Here is a 21,285-nt window from a genome sequence, read left to right as displayed (position 1 = left end):
AAAACCTCACTAACGATATATTTTTTTATTTACCATATTATATCACTTAGTATTAGTACCTAGTATAAAAAAGTGTTATTTGTTTTTAGATCATTGATTATCTCTCTTTGCCATTGATTGAAAAACTGCTTTACAGAGGGAACAAATGAAATAGCACCATTCGAGAAATAAATCCTCAAATGGTGCTACCATGTGTCACAAGTATGTTTTTAGAACTTTAAATAACTTTTCAAAAGTAATCGATGCATTTAAGAATCTGTAATTGTAATCAACTTTTACCCTTAGCTTCTAAATAGCCATTTAAGTAAACTTTTCCCCTGTTCATGAGTTATCTGTTCATCGGTAATTGCCTTCAATATAGAACGCCAAGATGAAAGTACGACAATATCAAGCGGAAGGTTTTCTTTTTTTAGCATGTTTGTTAAAAACTCCTCTATCATATCTTGATGAGTATATGGTTTTTCATCGCTCAGAAGTTTACAAAGGTTCATTTTTACTGCAAAATTTAAACCTGTAACAAGCGCTGCCTCCAATGCCTCTTTCTCTTGATCAAATAAAGAAGCTGCTCCCTCCATTCTATCTATAATTCTTTGTTCCATATCGTTTCTTATAATTTCATACAGTTTTGCTTTAGAACCAAAGTGGTGATAGACGGCGCCAGTTGTCATATCTGCCATTGCAGCTAGCTCTGCAATATTAACCGCTTTGTATCCCTTCATACTAAATTCTTCGATCGCCACTTTAATAATTTTATCTTTGTTTGAGCCTGGTATAGGTATCCAATTTTTCATACATTCATCATAACATGTCCTTTACTTTACGTAAATATATTACGCTTGACATAATATCGTTACGTAATACATAATTAAATTATCCGAAAAATAAAAACATTGGAGGAAAGTATATGAAATTAGTATTTATGGATTATCCAGTTGAAAATCTAAAGGAATCACTTGCTTTTTATCGTGATGTATTAGGTTTTGAAGAAGCGTGGCGAGAAGGAGATCATACCGTTGCATTAAAAATGCCAGGCTCAGAAGTCCAATTAATGATAGAAAATGATGAGGAAGGTTTAACTCCTGGAGCAGTATTTTTAGTGGATAGTGTAGATCAATACTTTGAGGAAAATAAAGACAGACTAAAGTTCATTAAAGAGCCTATCGATATTCCTCCTGGTCGATACGCTATCTTTCAAGACAACTCCGGGAATCTATTAAGAATCTTAGACTTTAGTAAAGAATAACAAAAAAAATAATGCCAGATTTCTAAAGTCAAATCTGGCATTGCAGCTTAGTTCCTTAACTTCATAACTAATTGACCCATTATATGCAAATAATTAACGAATCAATAAATCGCAATGATGATAAAGAATATGGAAATCACTAACCTCCATATATAAAACTGGAACCTTTACATTTGAGAAAATAAGTACCGGATAAAATCTTTTATCTATTTTACTTTGTTGCTTTTCTCCTCTCCTACATTTTTAATTCAAATATTTTATATAATAATCACACTCATTATCTATATGCATTCCCATCTGCTCATACAATGCTTTTGCATTATAGTTATTAGTTGCTGTCTGTAATGTAACAAATCTTGATTTCTCTTCTTCACAAAATTGAAAAGCCTCTTTCATAAGTGCTTTTCCTACTCCTTCCTTTCTATAAGCTGGATCTACAAACAAATCATTTAAAATGAACGCTCTCTTCATGGCTACTGAGGAAAAAAACGGATATAATTGCACAAAACCAACTGGTTTATCTTCCAAGTATGCAATATAAATAACAGATTCCTCATTTTGAATTCTTGCTAATAAAAAGTTTTTTGCCCCTTCTTCATCGCTAGGCTGTCCATAAAACATACGATACCCGTTAAATAGTGGAATGAGATCCTTTAGACATTTAAGATTCCCTTTTACAATTTTCATATCAATACCTTCTTTATAAATGAGTAGCACCATTTATTAAACCCCATCTTACTTTCATAGAAACGATGTGCATCATACCTCTCAAGACCTGATTCTAAAGCAACATAAGCAAAGTGATATTCTTTTGCGTACTTAAAAAGAGCATTCATAAGGCTTTCTCCATATCCTTTTGACCTCTCGTTTTCATTTGTCACAAAATCAAGTACAAATAAGTGTTTTTCATTGTAAAAGTTAAGACGTTCTTCAAAACCAATAAATGCTTTATATGTCCCATCCACAATAACCCATCCTTGATATGTTGGCATTTGTTTTAAGAGTTCAGAATACCGATCTTCTGATAAATGGGGTCGCAATTGTTGAATAAGAGGATATGCGGATTTCCAATCTTCATTTGTCTCTAAAATTTTTATTTGCATTTTTTTCACTCCTTTCATATAGTATTAAAAACAAATGACATTATAAAAAGATACAGTTTCAGCTATTTCGATATGTCAGTTAGAGGTGCAGTATGAGAGAGTTAATGATACATTTACATGAAAGCAGTCCAAAATATAAGCAAATTTACCTTTCCATTCGATTACTTATTGAAAATAAAGAGCTCCAGCCTAACACCAAACTTCCTTCAATTCGTCAGCTTGCTGAGATTTTACATGTTAGTAGAAATACGACACTTGTCGCATATGAACAATTACTTGCTGAGGGATATATTAGAAGTGAGCAAAAAAGAGGATATTTTGTTGAAACTTTCGAGTCAGTCGATATACATACCCCGACATTACATGCCGAAAAGTACATATCTGAAGAAACTAATATTAAGGTGGATTTTCGAGCAGGATCCGTTGATCAACATGCATTTCCTTTAAAAGCTTGGAAACAATGTGTCAACGAAGTGTCGAAGGATGGTATTGTATATATGTACGGTGAACAACAAGGAGATAGATTACTAAGAGAAAAAATTGCATTATATTTATTGCAATCTAGAGGTATCCGAACTTCTGCTGACTCTATTGTGATTGGTAGTAGTACACAACAACTATTAATGAACTTAAGCTTTATATTAAAGAAAGAGTATTCTTCAATTGCCGTCGAGAACCCTGGCTATGATGGTGCTCGTGCTGTTTTTCATCTTAATGGATTTCAAATTAATCCTATTGAAGTAAAAGAAAAAGGATTATGTATGAAACAGCTTGAACATACTGATTCAAAGCTTGTGTATATTACTCCATCACATCAGTTTCCTACAGGTGTGACATTACCTATCGCAGAACGACTAAAAATATTAAAATGGGCGCATTCACAAAATGGCTATATCATTGAAGATGATTATGACAGTGAATTTCGGTATCAACAACAGCCAATCCCGGCTCTATTATCGATTCAACAAGAGGCACGAGTCATTTATATTAGTACGTTCTCTAAAGCTTTTTTACCGTCGATTCGCTTAAGTTATATGGTTTTACCATCTGAATTATTGGATCAGTATCATCAACAATTCGCTACTTTTGAACAAACAGCTTCTAGCATTCATCAACGAACAATGGCTCGTTTTATGGAACGTGGACATTGGGATTCACATATTCGGAAAATGCGTGCAACATACAAAAGAAAAATGCATGCACTCGTTTCTTCCTTAAACTTCTCTTTTGGTAATGCCATTAGCATTATAGGACCGCAATCTGGATTATATATATTAATTCAATTACAGTCTTCTGATAGTGAAGAAAGACTAATACAATTAGCAAGTGACCTAGGTGTTAAAGTATATCCAACTTCACATTTATTTATTGGTAATCATCCACAAGAACCAATGCTTCAACTAGGTTTTAGTAATCTATCAATCGATGAAATTCAGCAAGGTGTTCAGCTTTTAAAAAAAGCATGGATGATTAATTAACGTATACAAAATAACTTTTCTTCTTTCATATTTCGACTAGTGTTTATTTCTAATATTACAAATATATTAAATTTATGATTCCCTACGTAATGTGACAAATTTTGCATTTTTTATGTCGTACAATGGACAAGTTGCTTCCCTACCTACTAGAAATTATCCTCAAGAATTGAAGCTAAATATACTATATGGAGGAAGTTTTTGTGAAAAGTTTTTTGAACGAAAAGGCATTATTGATTCGAATTGGAATCAAGAGGAAAGATATGTACAGAATGGCTAAAAAACATGGATACACCCATCGAGTGGTCGTTACTATCAGCCAAGAATTAGATCATCTACTTAATCAATATCAAAGCAAAGTATCATAATTAGATTGAAATCCTCACATAATAAAAACCGATTGGTCATTTAGAATGAGCTGATCGGTTTTATTATGAGAAGGGAAAATTCATCATATTCTTTTTTTCATAAATTCAGATGGATTTAATTCTTCAGACTCTATTACAATAGCAGTTAAACCAGTTTCAGTTGTTGTTTCATGTCCTTCCCCTTTTTTCCAGAAAACTGCATCGCCGGCTTTAACCTTTAACTTTAATTCATCTTCCCCACGAACCCATCCTTCTCCAGCAATTACCAGGAGTAGTTGAGGTACAACAGCTTCATGATAACCAACAACCCCATTGGTTTCTAAATACATACAACCAAGTTGTGTTGGCTTCTCCGTTCTTACAATTCGAGACATGATGAAATCCGAGTTAAAATGTGAAATATTTTTTCCTACTTGTTTATCAAATTTAAAAAGTTCCAATATTACTTTCCCCCTCAAATAATATCTCTAACCTTGAATCCTGTAAATAATTGACATGCTACTTTTTATTAAAAAACGATTTCCCTAGTGTTTCAACTGTCTTTGGGAAAATTGCATAAAGTTTACTCGTTAGACTCATATACGAAGGAAGATCTACTTCACGAACTGGATGTTCTATAGTTTTTATGATCGCTTCCACTACTTTTTCAGGTGATAAGAGATGTTTGCTAAGTTTGTCGCGATAATTGCCGGTTAGGTCTGCTAAATCAAGGAATGGTGTATCTATTGGTCCAGGATTAATTGTTGTGACTTGAATTCCATACGCTTTTAATTCCATACGAACGCTATTTGCGAATCCTAAAATTGCGTGCTTAGAGGCTGCATAAACGGATGCTTTTGGTGTCGCTACTTTTCCTGCTTGAGAAGCGACAAAAATAATATGTCCGCTACCCCTTTCTTTCATTTTCTCCGCAAAATACTTAGTTAGAATCATTGGTGCTATAACATTTACATGCATCATCTGTGTCATATCTTTTTCTTCTAATTCCGATAAATAAGCAAACGTACCAACACCTGCACAGAGTACTAATGTGTCTGGAGTTTCCATCATTTGAAACAAATCCTCAAAAGACTGTTCCTCTGCCAAGTCTGCTTGTATTGTATGTAAGCCAAGCTCATCTAGATGCTCCAAAACTTCAACATTGCGACCACTTGCCCAAATTTCATGCTCCGCTGCGTGGAGGTTTTTTGCAAGCAGTAATCCAACACCACTCGTAGCTCCAGTGATAAAAATTTTCTTACGCTTGGTCATATAACAAAATACCTTTCTCGTTTCGTCGTTCATTAATATAGCCTTCATCCATTAGATAATCGATTTGTCCAATCGTTTCTGAAAGAGTTAAACCAAGTTCTTTTTCATATACTTTTGGAAAAAGTTCCTGAGTAAGCTGAAAAATAGTTTTTTCCCCATCTTTCATCATGTCCAAAACTTTTAAGGCACGTTCTCGCTGTTTTTCAAGTCTGCTACTAATTAGCTCAGATACGTTATATACTTCGTTTCCATGCCCACTAAATATCTTTTCTACAGGTAAAGTTTGGATTCGTTTAAGTGAGGCATTATATTGAAGCATTGATTTTGAACGCTCAGCCTTTAGATTGAGAGGTGGCTCAATTAATGGATTAGAAGAAATTTTCTCCAAAATATGATCCCCACCTATAAGAACTCCCGTTTTCTCCGACCAAAAAGATAGGTGACTTTGAGCATGACCTAATGTTTCCAAGACGGTTAAATCGGGATGACCTGGAAGGATGTCACCATCTTTTAAAGGCTTTTCAAGTGGTCTGTTTCCGATAAAGTGAATCGGTCTTCTCATTTTTTCAACCCAATTGAAATAGCTCTCAGGTACTCCTTCCTCCATAAGGCACTGTAGATAAAATTCATCATGAAAGTGGAAAAAATCTGGATCTCTTGTTAGCCATGGTTGATTGTATGCATGTCCTAATATTGTTGCTTGTTCAAATGCATCGACCCAGCCAGAATGGTCTGGATGGTGATGTGTTAAGAGGACTTGTTCTATATCTGAATGTGAGTAACCAGCTTCTTTTATGCCTGCTGTAAGAGCAACAAGCGCTTCTTCTGTTTTAGGACCAACGTCTACTAGTGTGAGTGTATCTCCTTTAATTAAATAAGCATTTACATCCCCAACTGCAAATGGTGTTGGAATAGTAATTTTATGTATTGTCATATAAGAGCTCCCCTTCTAATGAATGGTAATTCATTCTATTGTACATTTTTTTATTGGCAACGTCACTATTGTATCTGTGGAAATAGAGTCTAATCAAAAAGCTTATCCGATGCGAGAGCAACATCCGTACTACCCGTTCGATATTAACCTAGTCTTCTCATCTACATTTAATATTGAGTTTGACTTTTACTCACAACAGTCCTATAATTTCATTAATTCAGAAAACGAAAAGCTAAGATGAAGAACAGTAAATATATGATGGAGTTTAGAGAGTGAAATGACCCGCTGCAAGTTTCACCTCCCTCTCATATGTCGAACCTACTTCGGAGCTACTATGTAAACATAGTCGTGTCCTTCGCGATAAGAAGGGTTAAGTTGTGCCGATAATTTCGGCAAATTTAGGTGGTACCGCGGAAATCATTGCGTTTTCGTCCTTATGATATATAGGACGAGAGCGCTTTTTTTATTTTACCTATAAATCTATATTCAAAGGGAAATCAAATTTCATAAAAGTTTTTACTATCTAAGGAGGTTAATAATCAATGGAACTTAAAGAAATAGTAAATAAACTAGACAAAGAATTTCAAATTAATGCATTTGGAAAAGACCCTGCTTTCAGTAGATTTATACCAAGCGTTTATGACCCTTTGAACTTTGATTGGAGAAATGCTTTTGAAAAAGAATTTGTTGAATTATTTAATGGCCTAATGATAAAAGGTGCTCCAAATACTGAAAGAGTATTTTTAGCAGTTTTTCCAACAGATCATGTTTTGGAAAAATTTATAGAAGAAAGTACCCAGGGAGATTTATTATTTATGCATCATCCCTTATTAATGGAATGTGGAGATCCTAAAGGTAGTTGGGGAAAAGGATTTGTTCCTATAAGTGAAAAATTTATCAATCGAATTAAAGACAAGAAATTATCAGTTTACACTTGTCATATCCCATTGGATTGCCATAAAAAACTAGGAACAAATATTGCTATTTCTAAAGAATTAAACGCAAAAAATTTAACAACGGATATTAATAATGACTTTGTTTTATTTTTTAATATTGAGAACACAAATACTGTGGACTAAGTATCTACTCTAAAGAAAGTATTTGATATTCCTTATGTTGATTTTGAGGGCCAAAATCTAAATGATATTCAAAAGGTTGCAATTGTTGCAGGTTGTGGAGACGTAGTAGAATGGATGAAAAATGCTGAGATAAATGGTGTTCAAGCATATATTACAGGTGAAATCCATTGCCATATTGATAACGAATATGGTAAACAAAAATTTAATAAGATGATGGAATATGCTTCAACAACTACCATGTCACTAATCGGAGTATCACACTCCTCTTCAGAATATCTAGTTATGAAAACTTTAATGAAGAATTGGTTTGAAAATAACTTAAAAATTAAGACCGTTTTAATTCCACAAGAAAAATGGTGGTACTAAAACGTAGTTGAACCTAAATTATTGTTTAAGCTATATACGCATACCCAAAAAGGAGGAGTTTATATGACGAAAATTGTATTTGTCGGTGCTGGTGCTATGGCTGAGGCTATTATTAATGGATTAACAAAGCAGGAGAAAATTTCCTCGGAAAACATTCATGTGATGAATAAGTCGGACGTGGAACAGCTTCAACAATTAAAAAAGACGTATAAGGTAGAGATTGTATGTAAAGAAAAAAAAGCGTTATGTGAGGCTAATATTGTTGTTTTAGCAATGAAACCAAAAGATGCTAAAGATGCAATGACAGACATTGCTCCTTTTTTAAACAAAGATGCAACGATAATTTCTGTGATAGCAGGTGTAACGATACAAACTATTTCAAATTATTTAGGGAGACGACCAATTGCGAGGGTTATGCCGAATACTTCTGCTGCTGTTGGATTGAGTGCATCCGCTGTTAGTTGGAATGAACACGTATCAGATAAAGAAAAACTTTTAATAATCGATATCTTAAATTCTATTGGAACTGTTAAAGCCGTGAATGAAGAAGACTTACATGTAGTTACTGCACTTTCAGGGAGTGGTCCAGCATATTTTTATTATTTTGCAGAGCAATTTGAAGCGGCCGCTATACAGCATGGTTTAGAAAAATCGGATGCTCGCCAATTATTTATTCAGACGATGGAAGGTGCGGCACAAATGATGAAAAAAGGTGATTTTGAGCCTGAAGAATTACGAAGAAGAGTCACAAGTCCAGGTGGCACAACAGAAGCTGGGTTGGAAAAGTTAATACAACATAATGTCGGGGATGCCATTTTTGCTTGTATAGATGCAGCACAAAATAAATCTCGTGTACTAGGAAAACAGTACGAGTAAATTAAAGAAAATGGTAGAACTTGTCTAAAAACCAATTAACGAAAGTCGTGGCCAAATTATTCTACCGAGACCAATCGATAAGAAAGGACTGAATGAATAATGGATAACTCCTACTTTGTAGGATGGGGTACACTTGCCCTCATAAATGCAGGGATTGCACAAGGGAAAAACAGAAGTGGGCTCAATTGGTTCCTACTTTCTCTATTCATTGGACCAATCGCTACACTTAGCCTAGTCATTGCCGAAAAAAAACAGAAAGATTCCGAGTGATCGTATCAACGCTCGGAATCAGTTATTTTATTTAATGTACCATTTGACCAATCATACTCTGCAAAATCTTCTGCAATATATATTGGGAAATCAAAATGCTCGACTTGGTTTAACATTTCTGTTAAATGGAAAGGTAAAAATCTTGCACTTATATGATTAACGATCAAATTTTTTGCATTCGCTTCTTTACAAACATTAGCTGCGTCTAAAATAGTAGAATGACCATATAAACCTGCTAATTCAGCAGTGTCCTTATCGAAAGTAGCCTCATGTATGACGATGTCTGCCCCATTACTAAGCGAAATAGCATTTTCACAATATTTTGTATCACCTAGTAATGCTATTTGGAAGCCATCTTTTGGCTCTCCAGTTACATCCTTACTTAAAACTACCCGTCCGTCTGGAAGTTCAATATCATGACCTTCTTTTAATTGTTTTAACAGAGGTCCTCTTGGAACTCCAAAAGCGTCTGTTTTCTCAATTATCAATTGTGGTTGGAGTGGTTTCTGTGTAACCTTAAAGCCAAAGCAAGGTATTACATGTTCGATTGATTTTGCTTCTACGATAAATTGAGCATCTTCAAAAATTATGCCATCTTCAATTTCAATAATAGTTAGTTTATATTGTAAGTATGTGCTCGATGTTGCAAGCGTTAATTCAATCCATGCCTTTATTCCTTTTGGACCATATATTGTAAGTGGTGCATCTCCCCCTAAAAACGAACGAGAGCCTAATAATCCAGGAAGACCATAAATATGATCTCCATGTAAATGTGTGATGAAGATTTTTTCTAATTTACGAGGTTTTAACGTCGTATGAAGAACTTGATGTTGTGTGGCTTCTCCACAATCAAAAAGCCAATACGTTCCTCTTTCCTCTAGCAGTTTTAACACAGTTGCAGTTGTGTTTCGCCCTTTTGACGGCATTCCTGCTCCAGTTCCTAAAAATAATAATTGCATTTTTTCACCTATTTTCATGGTCATCTAAAAAATCTTTACTAAAACTCGTTTTTGATTCTAATGAGGATTTCTTTTTGATTTTGATTCCTCTTTTTATACTTTCTGCACCAAATTTTTCTTGTAGCTGTTCTACAAGCTTTAATATAGGCTCTTCTTTTGCATGTTCTTCAAAATTAAATATTGATAGCTGCTCCACGTATTCGCCTTTATCATGCACATTATTTACTGTTACACCAAGTAAACGAATAGGCTCACCATCCCAAGTTGAGTCAAACAATGTTTTAGCAAGATGAAATATTTCTTTTTCTTCAAACAACCGATTATGGATTGTTTTACTTCTCGTTTTATTTTTCCAATTTGCATCACGAATATGAATGGTAATCGATCGTCCCGCAAGATTTTTTGCATCTAGTCGAGCAGTTACTTTTTTTGACAATCTTAATAAAACTTTGTCAATTTCCTCGATATTCGTTTCATCATATGGCAAAGTAGTGGAGTTCCCTACACTTTTTGTATCAAAAATAGAGGAAGGATCAACTGGTCTATCATCCACACCTTTGGCTCTTTCAGAAAGTCTTATTCCTACTTTACCTAACTTTTCCTTAATTATACCCAATGGAATGTTTGCCAGATCTCCAATTGATTGAATCCCTATTTCCGAAAGCTTTTTTGCAGTACTTTCCCCTACACCATGCATTTCGATAACTGGAAGTGACCATAACTTTTCTGCTACTTCTCGCTTTCTCAATACGGTTATTCCCATTGGCTTTTTCATATTGGAAGCTGTTTTGGCTAAAAATTTATTTGGCGCTATTCCTATAGAACAAGGCAAATCCAGTTCACGAACCAATCTTTGTTGGATGGATTTTGCAAATGTTATAGCATCGACTGAAAAATCTAGTTCACTTACATCCATATAACCTTCATCGATAGAAACTGGTTCTACGAGTTCTGTATAAGATCTGAGAATATCAAACATTGCTTTCGATGCAATCCGATATCGTTCAAAGTTTGGCGGGAGTAAAATAATTTCTGGACATTTTCGTTTTGCTTCCCAAACAGACATAGTTGTGTAAACGCCTCTTGCTCGTGCTTCATAAGAGCATGTAACTAAAATCCCACGGCGTTCCTTAGGGTTTCCCGCAATTGCGATTGGTTTTCCTTTTAGAGAGGGATCGTGCGCTTGTTCAACAGAAGCATAGAAACTGTTCATATCTAGATGAAAAATAATTCTATTTCTTCTCTTCAACTTAATCACCTCTCGTATGGAAAAAAGGTAGCTAAGTTAAGCTACCTCAGTTTTGTTAGTTATGGTTTTCTGCCATAGCTAACTCCTCTTTTTTCACTGATTCTAAATATGCTTGAATATCTTTAATACCTTCAATAGAGCGAACTAGAATAGAAGGATCCACAATTGTGATCATCCTGTTTTCTAAATTTGCAACTCCTGTAAAATATTGCGTTTTTGTGTAATTTACTAATCCAATTTGCTTAATATCTTCGGAGGCAATATCTAAAATCTCTTTTGCTTCTATCACAAGAAGCCCAATTGACATATCTTGTGTGTGCATTGTGATAACACGTGCTGATTCAATGTCAGCCCCTCTTCGATTATATAAAATTTGTTCAAAATCAATTATTGGAACTAACTCACCACGGATTTTCATCAAGCCTATTAAATAATTGGGCAAATGTGGTATCGGGTTAATATGCTCTAATTTTTCAATAGAAATAACATGTTCGATTGGAACTGCATAATCTTCGTTACCACATTGAAAAACAACTACTTTTTCACTAGACAATCAATCGTACCCCCTATTGGAATTATTCTGCAGCTACTTTTACGATTTCTACAAGTAAATCTGCAAGTTTTTCTAGCTCTTCTACTGGCATTCGCTCGTTTGTTGTATGAATTTCTTCATAACCAACTGACAAAATTACTGTTGGAATTCCGAATCCAGCGATGACGTTTGCATCACTGCCTCCGCCACTAATTTTAATATCGGCAGTTCTACCGATACTTTCAACTGCTCGTTTTGCAACTTGGACTACTTGATGATCTTCTTCAAAGCGGAATCCTGGATACATTAACTGTGTTTCTGTTTCGGCAGAACCGCCATTTTTTTCAGCAGTTTCACTAAACACTTGAACCATATGTGCCACTTGAGCATCTAACTTTTCTTTATTTATCGAACGAGCTTCTGCTAAAATATGCACTTCATCGCACACGATATTTGTTGCTTGTCCACCTTCAAAGCGTCCAATGTTAGCAGTAGTTTCATTGTCAATACGTCCTAGTTTCATCGCTGAAATAGCTTTAGAAGCTAATGTAATGGCTGAAACTCCTTTTTCAGGAGCAACTCCTGCATGTGCGGTTCTTCCTTTTATAGTTGTCCAAAGTTTTGATTGGAATGGAGCTGCGGTAACAATGCCCCCAACTTTACCGTCGCTATCAATTGCATAACCATATTTAGCTGTAATTAGGGATGGATCCAATTCTTTTGCCCCAACAAGGCCACTTTCTTCTCCAGCAGTGATGACTACTTGTATATCTCCGTGTTCCATATTTTCTTCTTTTAAACGTCTGATTGCTTCAAAAAGAGCTGCGATTCCAGCCTTATCGTCTGCACCTAAAATTGTTGTGCCATCCGAATAAATATAGCCATCTTCTTGTAATGTAGGCTGAATTCCTTTTCCTGGAACGACTGTATCCATATGCACAGTAAAGTAAATAGAATCTGCCTCTGCTTTTGTCCCTTTAAGCGTTGCAATTAGATTTCCAGCGCCATGTCCAGTTTTTTTAGTTGAATCATCTTGAATAACGGAAAATCCCAATTGTTCAAGTTTAGTCATTAAAACTGGAGCGATTACTTGTTCATGTTTAGTTTCTGAGTCAATTTTTACTAGTTCAAAAAATTCTTCTATTAAACGATTCATCTTATTTTCAGACTCCTTTATAGTGGAATATTTCCATGTTTTTTGTTAGGACGTGATTCTTTTTTATTTCGCATCATTTCCAATGCTTGAATAAGTTTAATACGTGTTTCACGAGGGTCGATTACGTCATCTACCATTCCCATCGATGCAGCAACATATGGATTGGCAAACTTTTCACGATATTCTTCTATTTTTTCCTCTCGAACTTGTTCTGGATTATCACCGTTTGCAATCTCACGTGCAAAAATAATATTTGCTGCTCCTTGAGGTCCCATTACAGCAATTTCTGCATTTGGCCAAGCAAATACAACATCCGCACCAATAGATTTGGAATTTAGCGCAACATAGGCACCACCGTATGCTTTACGTAAAATAACAGTCATTTTCGGAACTGTCGCTTCTGAATATGCAAATAAAATCTTTGCTCCATGACGAATAATTCCACCATGCTCCTGCTTAATACCTGGGAAGAAGCCTGTAACATCTTCAAAGGTAATAATCGGAATATTAAAGGAATCACAGAATCGAATAAATCTTGCTGCTTTGTCACTTGAATCGATATCAAGTCCACCAGCCATTACTTTTGGTTGATTGCATACAAGTCCTACTACTTCCCCTTTAATACGTGCTAATCCAATGACGATATTTTTTGCAAATTCTTTTTGTACTTCCAAGAAAGAGTCCACGTCTACAACTTGTTCAATTACCTTGCGAATATCATAGGGACGAATAGCTTCAAATGGAACTATATCTGCTAAATCCGGACGATCATCATTTTCACTTGCTACTTCTACAATTGAGGGTTTTTCTTCAAAGTTTTGGGGTAAATAACTAAGGAGTAAACGTACACTCTCCAAAACTTCTTCTTCTGTTTTTCCGCGGAAATGCGCATTACCACTAATCGTATTATGTACTTTAGATCCACCTAAATCTTCAGCAGAAATTTTTTCACCAGTTACCGTCTCAATTACTTTTGGCCCCGTAATGAACATTTGACTCGTTTCGTCTGTCATAAATACGAAGTCTGTAATTGCAGGTGAATAAACAGCTCCACCAGCACATGGCCCTAAAATTACTGAAATTTGAGGAATGACTCCAGAATAGATAGCATTGCGATAAAAGATTTGACCGTAACCGTCTAATGATACAACACCTTCTTGTATACGAGCACCACCCGAATCGTTTAATCCGATAAACGGAGCACCATTCTTGGCAGCTAAATCCATGACATTAGCAATTTTTAACGCATGCATTTCTCCAAGAGCTCCACCGAAAACTGTGAAATCTTGTGAGAATAAATAAATCGGACGACCATTCACTTTACCGTAACCAGTTACTACTCCATCACCAGGTCCTTCTTGCTTGTCCATACCAAAATCTACTGTACGATGCTGAATAAACGGACTTAACTCAACAAATGACCCTTTGTCGACAAGAAGATCAATACGCTCTCTTGCAGTTAGTTTTCCCTTTTCATGCTGCTTTTCAATGCGAGCGTCTCCGCCACCTAATTCTATTTTACGTTTACGATCGTATAGATCATTAATTTTTTCATAAATATCCATTTGTTTACTTCGCTCCCCCTGTTTTATCACATAATTCATACAATACTCCACCGGATGATTTTGGATGAATAAATGCTACTTGCGCCCCATGTGCTCCTGCTTTAGGCGTTTCTTGAATTAGCCTAACCCCTTTTTCTTTTAACTCATTTAATCGTTCTTGAATATTAGACACTCCGAAAGCAATATGGTGAATGCCTTCCCCTTTTTTCTCGATAAACGAATGAATCGTACTTGTTTCATCCAATGGTTGTAGTAATTCTAAGTTCAAATTTCCACTGTCGATAAAGGCAACACGAACTTTTTCTGATGGAACCTCTTCAATATGTATAAGTTTTAGCCCTAAAGTTTCTATATAATAAGGCAGTGCATCTTCAATACTTTTTACTGCAATCCCAATATGATCAACTTTCTCCATTGTCCCCAACACCCCAAATATTTAGACTATATCTTCTATTGTACATATTTCAAAAAAAAATCGCTACCTCTTGTGCTTTTTTTCGAATTTGTTAAAATAAAGTTAATTGTAAAAGGAGAGAAGTTCATGGGCAATCAAAAATTTCGTAAAATTATCGTATATTTAATGGTTTTAATCATGGTTATGTCTTCATTACTATTTGGATTGAGCTTTATCCTATAATTTCATTAAAAACAGCGGAGGCAATTAAATGCTTCCGCTGTTTTTATTTCTTAATGAAACAAGACGACGGCTTTTCAGTTCGTTTTTCAGAAAAAATACGTCGTAACACAAGAGTCGTTGAACCTTAGCGCTTGCCGCACCTTGCATGAGCCAACTCGTGCTGCGCCCGAGTGGGTCTCATGACTTCGGCTCATGCGGCCCGGCGCGCTTCGGCATAAGCGCCTAGCTATAATATTGTGAAAGTCTATTCCAAATAATAAAAAGTATTTCCCTTATTACTAACGGCACCATAGAACAGTTGCATAATGTTGCTAATATCCATTCAAACAATGATCACATCTAATAATTCGCTACCAATTACTAGACAGTCTATCACATTAGACAAATCATGGATTTTAAACTATAGAAAATGCATCATAAGACTAGATTGGATGCATCATTTTTAATTAAGTAACTAGCTCTATTAGATTGCAGCGGCAGGCGGCGACTCCGAAGGGATCAGGGAGACAGATGAGACAGCACAAACGGCGCGCATGCGACGGTGCTGGCTCATCGCTCCCCCCTCGGAAAGCGTCCGCCTAGAGCGGAAATCCCGGCGGTCACTAAGACGTATTATTTCTAAAGTAAGACAGAAAAATAATCGTACATTAACCTAAATGCTTTAATTGGGAAAAACATGATAATCAACAATCATGATTTGATACAAAAAAAGATGCCTACAATTGAGGCATCTTTGTTTCCTTTAAATCTCTTCGCAATGTTCTTCAAACAATGCTTGAATATGTGTAATAACAGACATTGGATCATGTCCTTCGATTTCGTGGCGACCTACCTCAGCTATTGCTTGGCCGTCTTTTAATAAAACAAATGATGGAGAAGAAGGTAAATGCTCATCTCCGAAATGGTTACGTGCTTGTTGAGTTGCTAATTTATCTTGACCTGCAAAAACAGTTACAAGATGATCCGGTCTTTTATCATAATGAACCGCATTTGCAGCTGCAGGACGAGCAATTCCTCCAGCACATCCACAAACGGAGTTAATCATTACTAGTGTTGTTCCTGGACGAGCAAATGCATTATCCACTTCTTCAGGAGAAGTCAATTGTTCGTATCCGCTTGCTTCCATTTCTCCACGTGCTTGCATAACCATATCATTCATCAATAAATTAAAATCCATATTCATAATTAAACGCTCCTTTCCAAACTATTTTTATCTTAGCAGATTATTGGTTAGAATTCGAGGAAAATAACTCTTCCACTGCTTGTGAAACCGTTACTTTCTCTTCCCTAACTAATCTTTCTAACTGTGTCATTGAATCTTTCTTCTCTACCGACGAAAAAAAGTCTTCATATAAACGATCGACTATCATTGATTTGAACCAAGCAACCGTTTGTTCTTTTCTTCTGTTTTGCCAAACGTTATTTACGATCATTTCTTTCTTAAAAGTTTGGATTGTTTCCCAAACCAAATCTAGACCAGAATTAAATAAAGAAGAAACTGCCAAAGCAGGTGTAGTCCAGTTTGGCGAAGATGGAGCTAAAAAGTGTAGAATTTGTTTATATTCTGCTACTGTCTTTTTAGCTAATTTTTCATTTGTTCCATCTGCTTTATTCACTACTATGGCATCTGCAAGTTCCATAATACCTTTTTTCATTCCTTGTAATTCATCACCTGCTCCAGTTAATGTAAGAAGTAAAAAGAAGTCTACCATTCCTCGAACAATCGTTTCACTTTGCCCGACGCCAACTGTTTCCACTAAAATAATATCGTAGTTTGCTGCTTCACATAAAAGCATGGTTTCCCTGGATTTTTTGTGCACACCACCAAGTGTCCCTGATGATGGGGAGGGTCTTATAAAAGCATTTGAATGCTTTGCAAGCTCCTCCATTCGTGTTTTATCACCAAGAATACTTCCACCTGTTAGCGTCGAACTAGGATCAATGGCAAGCACTGCTACTTTATAACCTTGGTCGCATAGCATTTTTCCAAACGCTTCAATAAATGTACTTTTCCCAGCACCAGGTACACCAGTAATACCAATTCTGATACTTTTCCCTGTATGTTGTAATAATGATTTTAATAACTGTTGGCCAATCGTTTGTTGATCTCTGACTGTACTTTCTATAAAAGTAATTGCCTTAGCTAAATGAAGCCTGGAGCCATTCTGAATTTCACGGATATATTCATATTGATCAATAACAAGTGAATTCTTTTTAGAGAACTTCTTTACAGAAGCTTTTCCCATTCCATCATGCTGAGATTTAATCCCATTCATCACATGCATCGCCGATTGGTTTGTTTTATCCGTTTCAGCCATTAGCCTTCCACTTCCTCGTAACCCAATCTTCTATATATTTCTTCAATTACTTTTTGTGCAGCAACCGGAATAACAGTTCCAGGTCCAAAAATAGCAGACGCACCGTTTTCACGTAAGAAAGCATAATCCTGAGCAGGAATTACTCCTCCAACGACTACAAGTATATCTTCACGACCCAGTTTGGCTAATTCTTCTCGTAATGCAGGGACTAAGGTCATATGTCCAGCCGCGAGCGAACTAACCCCAACTACATGTACATCATTTTCCACTGCTTGCTGTGCTGTCTCTGCTGGCGTTTGAAATAAAGGACTAATATCTACGTCAAAACCTAAATCAGCAAAAGCAGTTGCAATAACTTTTGCACCACGATCATGTCCGTCTTGGCCCATTTTTGCAATTAAAATACGAGGACGTCTACCTTCATTTTCAAGGAAGTCCTCAGACATTTGTTTTACAGCTTCAATTTCATCTACATCATTAAAGTTTGCACTATATACACCACTCACGGAACGAATCACCGCCTTATGTCTCCCAGCCACTACTTCAATTGCATCGGAGATTTCTCCAATAGTTGCACGTTTTCTAGCTGCATCTACAGCTACTGCTAATAAGTTTTCATTGCCCGTTCGAGCAGCTTCCGTTAATGATGCAAGTGCTTCTTGTACGGCTTTATTATCTCGATTTTCTTTTACTTGGGCTAAACGTTCCATTTGTTTTTGACGTACAACCGTATTATCAATATTTAAAATATCAATTGGATCTTCTTGATCCAAACGGTATTTATTGACTCCAATAATAATTTCTTTAGAAGAATCAATTTGAGCTTGTTTTTTAGCTGCTGCTTCCTCGATTTTCATTTTCGGAAGTCCTGTTTCGATTGCTTTTGCCATACCACCAAGCTCTTCAATTTCTTCTATAAGAGACCAAGCCTTTTCCATTAGTTCGTTCGTTAAAGTTTCCACATAATACGAACCACCCCACGGATCAATTACTTTCGTCATATTCGTTTCTTCCTGTAGAAATAATTGCGTATTACGCGCAATACGAGCGGAAAAATCAGTCGGAAGTGCAATAGCTTCATCTAGGGCATTCGTATGAAGAGACTGTGTATGTCCCATTGCAGCAGCATTTGCTTCAACTAAAGTTCTTGTCACGTTATTAAATGGATCTTGTTCCGTTAAACTCCAACCCGATGTTTGCGAATGTGTTCGTAGTGCTAATGTTTTTGGATTTTTAGGATCAAAACTAGCCATCATTTGTGCCCAAATTCTACGAGCAGCACGCATTTTGGCTATTTCCATAAAATAATTCATGCCAATTGCCCAGAAAAATGAAAGTCTGGGAGCAAATGAATCAATTTCAATGCCTGCTTTTAATCCGGTACGTACATACTCCAAGCCGTCAGCTAATGTATAGGCAAGTTCGATGTCTGCAGTTGCTCCTGCTTCTTGCATATGATAGCCAGAAATCGAAATAGAGTTGAATTTCGGCATGTTTTTAGCAGTGTATGCAAAAATATCAGCAATAATTTTCATCGACATTTCAGGTGTGTAAATATATGTGTTACGAACCATGTATTCTTTCAAAATGTCATTTTGAATTGTCCCAGCAAGTTTGTCAGGGGTTACTCCTTGCTCTTCCGCAGTCACAATATAAAACGCTAAGATTGGAAGTACCGCCCCGTTCATCGTCATCGATACAGACATTTGGTCTAGTGGAATACCATCAAATAAAATCTTCATATCTTCTACCGAATCGATTGCAACTCCTGCTTTACCTACATCCCCAGTTACTCGTTCATGATCCGAATCATAGCCACGATGTGTTGCTAAATCAAATGCAACGGACAGCCCTTTTTGACCCATTGCTAGGTTTCTTCTATAAAATGCGTTACTTTCTTCTGCAGTAGAAAATCCTGCATATTGACGAACAGTCCATGGTTTTGCCACATACATCGTTGGATATGGTCCCCGCGTATTTGGTGCTATACCTGGAAGCTCATTTAAATGCTGGAGATTATTATTATCGGATTCATCATATATTTGTTTTAACACAATACCTTCATTTGTCATAAATGTAGAAGTCTCCATTTTACTGGAGTTCATTGTTTTTTCTAACATATCGTCAATGGATACATTCGAGTAATTAGGCGTTGTCATGAGAATCCTCCTTTTTTGCAAGTGCTAATAATGCATTACCTTTTTCAAGAAGGGATTGACCAGCAAAAATTCTTCCGGAAAGTCCAGCATCTAACCAATCTTCATACTCTTCAAATTTACCAGCTACGTCCATTGGAACAGACAATTGCTCATTTAATAAGGCCGGGACGAGACCAGCTGTTTGTTCATCATTTCCAACAAATACAACATAGTCAATTGCTTGTTCATCGATCCATTTTTGAAGATCGAATGGTTTTAAGTTTTCTGGAGCAACTATTGGAGAAACTCCTAAAGCGATTAAATAACCACTAACAAAATCCATACGTGCTTTGTACTCTTTCAGAATTCCAAAAGGAATAATTGCAGTATTAAGTGGATTGTCTTTTAATGCTTTACGCATTTGTTCAAAAGGCTCTGCAAGACGTTTGTAATCTGTTTGAACAATTGTATTTTCCAAATTATCTTCTGGATTCGCATATACATTTGTTCCAATAAGTGATTTTTTACGAGTAGCAAGTGAAGCTAGTTGCTGTTCCCATTTAAGAGTTGCTCGTTCATTTAGCTTTAATTCTCTTTCTTCCAATGTACTTTCATTCATTAGCTCTAAAAAGTATGTCCAACTTTTTTCCACAAGTTCTTTCGTTAATGTTTCTATATAATAAGAGCCTCCAGGTGCATCTAGTACTTGGTTAATATGTGTTTCTTCTTTCAGTACTAATTGCATATTACGAGCGATTCGTTTAGATGTTGGATTGGCACCAGTTAAATAATCATGTGGATAAGTTGTAACACTGTCAGCTCCTCCAAGTACTGCTGCAAGTGCACTATTACCTGCTCGAAGAATATTTACATTCGAATCAAGTGTTGAGAATGACCGTAAAGAAGTTTCAGCGTGTACTGGAATAGCAGCAATTTCTGAATTCCCATGAGCTTCACCAAATGCCTTCCAAAGAATGCGAAATGCGCGAATTTTAGCAATTTCCATGAAAAAATTCGTATCAACTGAAAATTGGACAAATCCTTTTTTACTAAGTTGATCAAGATCAGAAGCATCTACAAAGGCATCCGCTTGTACAAGAACGCTTGCAAGCTCACTTACAGCATCTCCGCCGAATTTATGGATACGCGACCCATCTAAGAAAAAAGTACGGGCTGTTGTGAATTGATGTGCTCCTACACCCTTTATCATTCCTTGCATATCAGTAAAATTATGTAAAAACGAAGGATCACTTGATACATCTAGTAAAACAGTATGTCCTTCTAATATAGTTTTCAGTTCCTCTAAATCAGATGAAGACCACTTATGCTTTAGATCTAGTTTGTAGTTGATCACATCATTTCCTTTTGCTAGTGAGTCTTTCATGTCTGCTAAAATCTCTTCAACAGTGTTTCCAATCACAGTTTGAGCTACTAGCCACCTAGAAGATTGTTTTGTTTGGCGAACAATATTAGTTTGATTCGTAGGAATATCTTCTAAATCCGCTATAGAATAAAGCGGTTTCAAAATAATTTCTTCTAATGTTTTTGTCAAAAGAGACTCAAATGTTTTTCCTTTTAAGGATTTAATAGCAACTTGCTCCCATTCTGCAAGCGTAGCTTCTTTAAATGTCGTTTCCTTCATCTTTTGAATAGTCATGTGAACGCTTTCGCTTCCCCCTTGTAAAATCATTCGTACTATCTTCATTTTACACATGCTCATATCTATAAACAATATGCATATATTTTGTAGACAGAATTACTAATAA

General features: G+C 36.0%; 22 protein-coding genes, 1 pseudogene and 1 other annotated feature. Of the genes and pseudogenes, 7 read left to right on the top strand and 16 right to left on the bottom strand.

Annotated features, from left to right (window positions below):
- Nucleotides 1–281 precede the first annotated feature (281 nt).
- The gene (locus ACFVR1_RS11820) at nucleotides 282–791 is read right to left on the bottom strand and encodes a TetR/AcrR family transcriptional regulator (protein ID WP_387584224.1); all 510 of its coding nucleotides are present in this window, start codon (nucleotides 789–791) and stop codon (nucleotides 282–284) included.
- 113 nt (nucleotides 792–904) lie between these two features.
- Here ACFVR1_RS11820 and ACFVR1_RS11815 point away from each other — a divergent pair, with 113 nt between their 5' ends.
- Nucleotides 905–1,243, top strand: coding sequence for a VOC family protein (locus ACFVR1_RS11815; RefSeq protein WP_387584223.1), 339 nt, complete (start codon nucleotides 905–907; stop codon nucleotides 1,241–1,243).
- Nucleotides 1,244–1,486: 243 nt separating this feature from the next.
- Here ACFVR1_RS11815 and ACFVR1_RS11810 read toward each other — a convergent pair whose 3' ends face one another.
- The gene (locus ACFVR1_RS11810; RefSeq protein WP_387584222.1) at nucleotides 1,487–1,963 is read right to left on the bottom strand and encodes a GNAT family N-acetyltransferase; all 477 of its coding nucleotides are present in this window, start codon (nucleotides 1,961–1,963) and stop codon (nucleotides 1,487–1,489) included.
- On the bottom strand, nucleotides 1,927–2,346 hold the full coding sequence (locus ACFVR1_RS11805) for a GNAT family N-acetyltransferase (RefSeq protein ID WP_387584220.1): 420 nt from the start codon (nucleotides 2,344–2,346) through the stop codon (nucleotides 1,927–1,929). Before ACFVR1_RS11805 ends, ACFVR1_RS11810 begins: the two co-directional genes overlap by 37 nt.
- 92 nt (nucleotides 2,347–2,438) lie before the next feature.
- Here ACFVR1_RS11805 and pdxR point away from each other — a divergent pair, with 92 nt between their 5' ends.
- Nucleotides 2,439–3,824, top strand: coding sequence for a MocR-like pyridoxine biosynthesis transcription factor PdxR (gene pdxR / locus ACFVR1_RS11800; RefSeq protein ID WP_387584218.1), 1,386 nt, complete (start codon nucleotides 2,439–2,441; stop codon nucleotides 3,822–3,824).
- Nucleotides 3,825–4,024: 200 nt separating this feature from the next.
- Nucleotides 4,025–4,189 carry an aspartyl-phosphate phosphatase Spo0E family protein gene (locus ACFVR1_RS11795; RefSeq protein ID WP_387584217.1) on the top strand — a complete coding sequence of 55 codons (165 nt, stop codon included), beginning with the start codon at nucleotides 4,025–4,027 and terminating at the stop codon, nucleotides 4,187–4,189.
- An 83-nt stretch (nucleotides 4,190–4,272) separates the two neighbouring features.
- Here ACFVR1_RS11795 and ACFVR1_RS11790 read toward each other — a convergent pair whose 3' ends face one another.
- The 3 genes from ACFVR1_RS11790 to ACFVR1_RS11780 are packed head-to-tail and all read right to left on the bottom strand — an operon-like array spanning nucleotide 4,273 to nucleotide 6,374.
- A complete protein-coding gene (locus ACFVR1_RS11790; RefSeq protein WP_387584216.1) occupies nucleotides 4,273–4,629 on the bottom strand; it encodes a cupin in 357 nt (118 codons plus the stop codon).
- A gap of 58 nt (nucleotides 4,630–4,687) precedes the next feature.
- Nucleotides 4,688–5,473 carry an SDR family NAD(P)-dependent oxidoreductase gene (locus tag ACFVR1_RS11785; RefSeq protein ID WP_387584214.1) on the bottom strand — a complete coding sequence of 262 codons (786 nt, stop codon included), beginning with the start codon at nucleotides 5,471–5,473 and terminating at the stop codon, nucleotides 4,688–4,690.
- Nucleotides 5,427–6,374, bottom strand: a complete 948-nt coding sequence (locus ACFVR1_RS11780) for an MBL fold metallo-hydrolase (RefSeq protein WP_387584212.1) — start codon at nucleotides 6,372–6,374, stop codon at nucleotides 5,427–5,429. Before ACFVR1_RS11780 ends, ACFVR1_RS11785 begins: the two co-directional genes overlap by 47 nt.
- A 225-nt stretch (nucleotides 6,375–6,599) precedes the next feature.
- Nucleotides 6,600–6,813: a binding site (T-box leader), on the top strand.
- A 103-nt stretch (nucleotides 6,814–6,916) separates the two neighbouring features.
- On the opposite strand from ACFVR1_RS11780, the pseudogene ACFVR1_RS11775 reads away from it, so the two are divergent.
- The 3 genes and pseudogenes from ACFVR1_RS11775 (at nucleotide 6,917) to ACFVR1_RS11765 (ending at nucleotide 8,965) form a co-directional block, all read left to right on the top strand.
- Nucleotides 6,917–7,819: pseudogene (locus tag ACFVR1_RS11775) on the top strand (Nif3-like dinuclear metal center hexameric protein).
- Between the two features lie 63 nt (nucleotides 7,820–7,882).
- Nucleotides 7,883–8,695, top strand: a complete 813-nt coding sequence (gene proC, locus ACFVR1_RS11770) for a pyrroline-5-carboxylate reductase (RefSeq protein WP_387584211.1) — start codon at nucleotides 7,883–7,885, stop codon at nucleotides 8,693–8,695.
- 99 nt (nucleotides 8,696–8,794) lie between these two features.
- Nucleotides 8,795–8,965: a hypothetical protein gene (locus ACFVR1_RS11765; RefSeq protein WP_387584210.1), complete on the top strand. Its 171-nt coding sequence runs from the start codon at nucleotides 8,795–8,797 to the stop codon at nucleotides 8,963–8,965.
- 5 nt (nucleotides 8,966–8,970) lie between these two features.
- Here the strand turns inward: ACFVR1_RS11765 and rnz are convergent, their stop codons facing one another.
- The 6 genes from rnz to mce are packed head-to-tail and all read right to left on the bottom strand — an operon-like array spanning nucleotide 8,971 to nucleotide 14,841.
- The gene (gene rnz / locus ACFVR1_RS11760; RefSeq protein ID WP_387584329.1) at nucleotides 8,971–9,924 is read right to left on the bottom strand and encodes a ribonuclease Z; all 954 of its coding nucleotides are present in this window, start codon (nucleotides 9,922–9,924) and stop codon (nucleotides 8,971–8,973) included.
- Nucleotides 9,925–9,928: 4 nt separating this feature from the next.
- Nucleotides 9,929–11,173, bottom strand: a complete 1,245-nt coding sequence (locus tag ACFVR1_RS11755; protein ID WP_387584209.1) for a DNA polymerase IV — start codon at nucleotides 11,171–11,173, stop codon at nucleotides 9,929–9,931.
- Nucleotides 11,174–11,228: 55 nt separating this feature from the next.
- Entirely contained in the window at nucleotides 11,229–11,726 is a 498-nt protein-coding gene (locus tag ACFVR1_RS11750; protein ID WP_387584208.1) for a chemotaxis protein CheW, read from the bottom strand.
- A gap of 22 nt (nucleotides 11,727–11,748) precedes the next feature.
- Nucleotides 11,749–12,861, bottom strand: coding sequence for a M20/M25/M40 family metallo-hydrolase (locus ACFVR1_RS11745; protein ID WP_387584207.1), 1,113 nt, complete (start codon nucleotides 12,859–12,861; stop codon nucleotides 11,749–11,751).
- 17 nt (nucleotides 12,862–12,878) lie between these two features.
- Entirely contained in the window at nucleotides 12,879–14,426 is a 1,548-nt protein-coding gene (locus ACFVR1_RS11740; protein ID WP_387584327.1) for an acyl-CoA carboxylase subunit beta, read from the bottom strand.
- 4 nt (nucleotides 14,427–14,430) lie between these two features.
- Complete coding sequence (gene mce / locus ACFVR1_RS11735; RefSeq protein WP_387584206.1) at nucleotides 14,431–14,841, bottom strand: methylmalonyl-CoA epimerase; 411 nt, start codon at nucleotides 14,839–14,841, stop codon at nucleotides 14,431–14,433.
- A 126-nt stretch (nucleotides 14,842–14,967) separates the two neighbouring features.
- Between mce and prli42 the strand changes: the two genes are divergently transcribed.
- Entirely contained in the window at nucleotides 14,968–15,063 is a 96-nt protein-coding gene (gene prli42, locus ACFVR1_RS11730) for a stressosome-associated protein Prli42 (RefSeq protein WP_387584204.1), read from the top strand.
- A 742-nt stretch (nucleotides 15,064–15,805) separates the two neighbouring features.
- Here prli42 and ACFVR1_RS11725 read toward each other — a convergent pair.
- From ACFVR1_RS11725 to ACFVR1_RS11710, 4 genes are read right to left on the bottom strand one after another with little or no spacing between them, the layout of a single operon-like run.
- Nucleotides 15,806–16,246 (bottom strand): BrxA/BrxB family bacilliredoxin, encoded by a 441-nt coding sequence (locus ACFVR1_RS11725; RefSeq protein ID WP_387584203.1) that lies wholly within the window; start codon nucleotides 16,244–16,246, stop codon nucleotides 15,806–15,808.
- Nucleotides 16,247–16,286: 40 nt separating this feature from the next.
- On the bottom strand, nucleotides 16,287–17,381 hold the full coding sequence (gene meaB / locus ACFVR1_RS11720) for a methylmalonyl Co-A mutase-associated GTPase MeaB (RefSeq protein ID WP_387584201.1): 1,095 nt from the start codon (nucleotides 17,379–17,381) through the stop codon (nucleotides 16,287–16,289).
- Nucleotides 17,381–19,501 carry a methylmalonyl-CoA mutase gene (gene scpA, locus ACFVR1_RS11715; protein ID WP_387584325.1) on the bottom strand — a complete coding sequence of 707 codons (2,121 nt, stop codon included), beginning with the start codon at nucleotides 19,499–19,501 and terminating at the stop codon, nucleotides 17,381–17,383. Before scpA ends, meaB begins: the two co-directional genes overlap by 1 nt.
- 25 nt (nucleotides 19,502–19,526) lie before the next feature.
- A complete protein-coding gene (locus tag ACFVR1_RS11710) occupies nucleotides 19,527–21,224 on the bottom strand; it encodes a methylmalonyl-CoA mutase family protein (RefSeq protein WP_387584200.1) in 1,698 nt (565 codons plus the stop codon).
- Between the last annotated feature and the right edge of the window lie 61 nt (nucleotides 21,225–21,285).

It is taken from the genome of Psychrobacillus sp. NPDC058041 (genome assembly GCF_042885655.1).
Lineage (GTDB): Bacteria > Bacillota > Bacilli > Bacillales_A > Planococcaceae > Psychrobacillus.
This window is presented reverse-complemented; position numbering and strand designations above follow the sequence as displayed.

Bases quoted from the DNA above. Each gene is read 5' to 3' on its own strand.
- ACFVR1_RS11820 (WP_387584224.1), bottom strand. From the start codon at position 791: ATGAAAAATTGGATACCTATACCAGGCTCAAACAAAGATAAAATTATT.
- ACFVR1_RS11815 (WP_387584223.1), top strand. From the start codon at position 905: ATGAAATTAGTATTTATGGATTATCCAGTTGAAAATCTAAAGGAATCA.
- ACFVR1_RS11810 (WP_387584222.1), bottom strand. From the start codon at position 1,963: ATGGTGCTACTCATTTATAAAGAAGGTATTGATATGAAAATTGTAAAA.
- ACFVR1_RS11805 (WP_387584220.1), bottom strand. From the start codon at position 2,346: ATGCAAATAAAAATTTTAGAGACAAATGAAGATTGGAAATCCGCATAT.
- pdxR (WP_387584218.1), top strand. From the start codon at position 2,439: ATGAGAGAGTTAATGATACATTTACATGAAAGCAGTCCAAAATATAAG.
- ACFVR1_RS11785 (WP_387584214.1), bottom strand. From the start codon at position 5,473: ATGAACGACGAAACGAGAAAGGTATTTTGTTATATGACCAAGCGTAAG.
- ACFVR1_RS11780 (WP_387584212.1), bottom strand. From the start codon at position 6,374: ATGACAATACATAAAATTACTATTCCAACACCATTTGCAGTTGGGGAT.
- proC (WP_387584211.1), top strand. From the start codon at position 7,883: ATGACGAAAATTGTATTTGTCGGTGCTGGTGCTATGGCTGAGGCTATT.
- ACFVR1_RS11765 (WP_387584210.1), top strand. From the start codon at position 8,795: ATGGATAACTCCTACTTTGTAGGATGGGGTACACTTGCCCTCATAAAT.
- rnz (WP_387584329.1), bottom strand. From the start codon at position 9,924: ATGCAATTATTATTTTTAGGAACTGGAGCAGGAATGCCGTCAAAAGGG.
- ACFVR1_RS11745 (WP_387584207.1), bottom strand. From the start codon at position 12,861: ATGAATCGTTTAATAGAAGAATTTTTTGAACTAGTAAAAATTGACTCA.
- ACFVR1_RS11740 (WP_387584327.1), bottom strand. From the start codon at position 14,426: ATGGATATTTATGAAAAAATTAATGATCTATACGATCGTAAACGTAAA.
- mce (WP_387584206.1), bottom strand. From the start codon at position 14,841: ATGGAGAAAGTTGATCATATTGGGATTGCAGTAAAAAGTATTGAAGAT.
- prli42 (WP_387584204.1), top strand. From the start codon at position 14,968: ATGGGCAATCAAAAATTTCGTAAAATTATCGTATATTTAATGGTTTTA.
- ACFVR1_RS11725 (WP_387584203.1), bottom strand. From the start codon at position 16,246: ATGAATATGGATTTTAATTTATTGATGAATGATATGGTTATGCAAGCA.
- meaB (WP_387584201.1), bottom strand. From the start codon at position 17,381: ATGGCTGAAACGGATAAAACAAACCAATCGGCGATGCATGTGATGAAT.
- scpA (WP_387584325.1), bottom strand. From the start codon at position 19,501: ATGTTAGAAAAAACAATGAACTCCAGTAAAATGGAGACTTCTACATTT.
- ACFVR1_RS11710 (WP_387584200.1), bottom strand. From the start codon at position 21,224: ATGAAGATAGTACGAATGATTTTACAAGGGGGAAGCGAAAGCGTTCAC.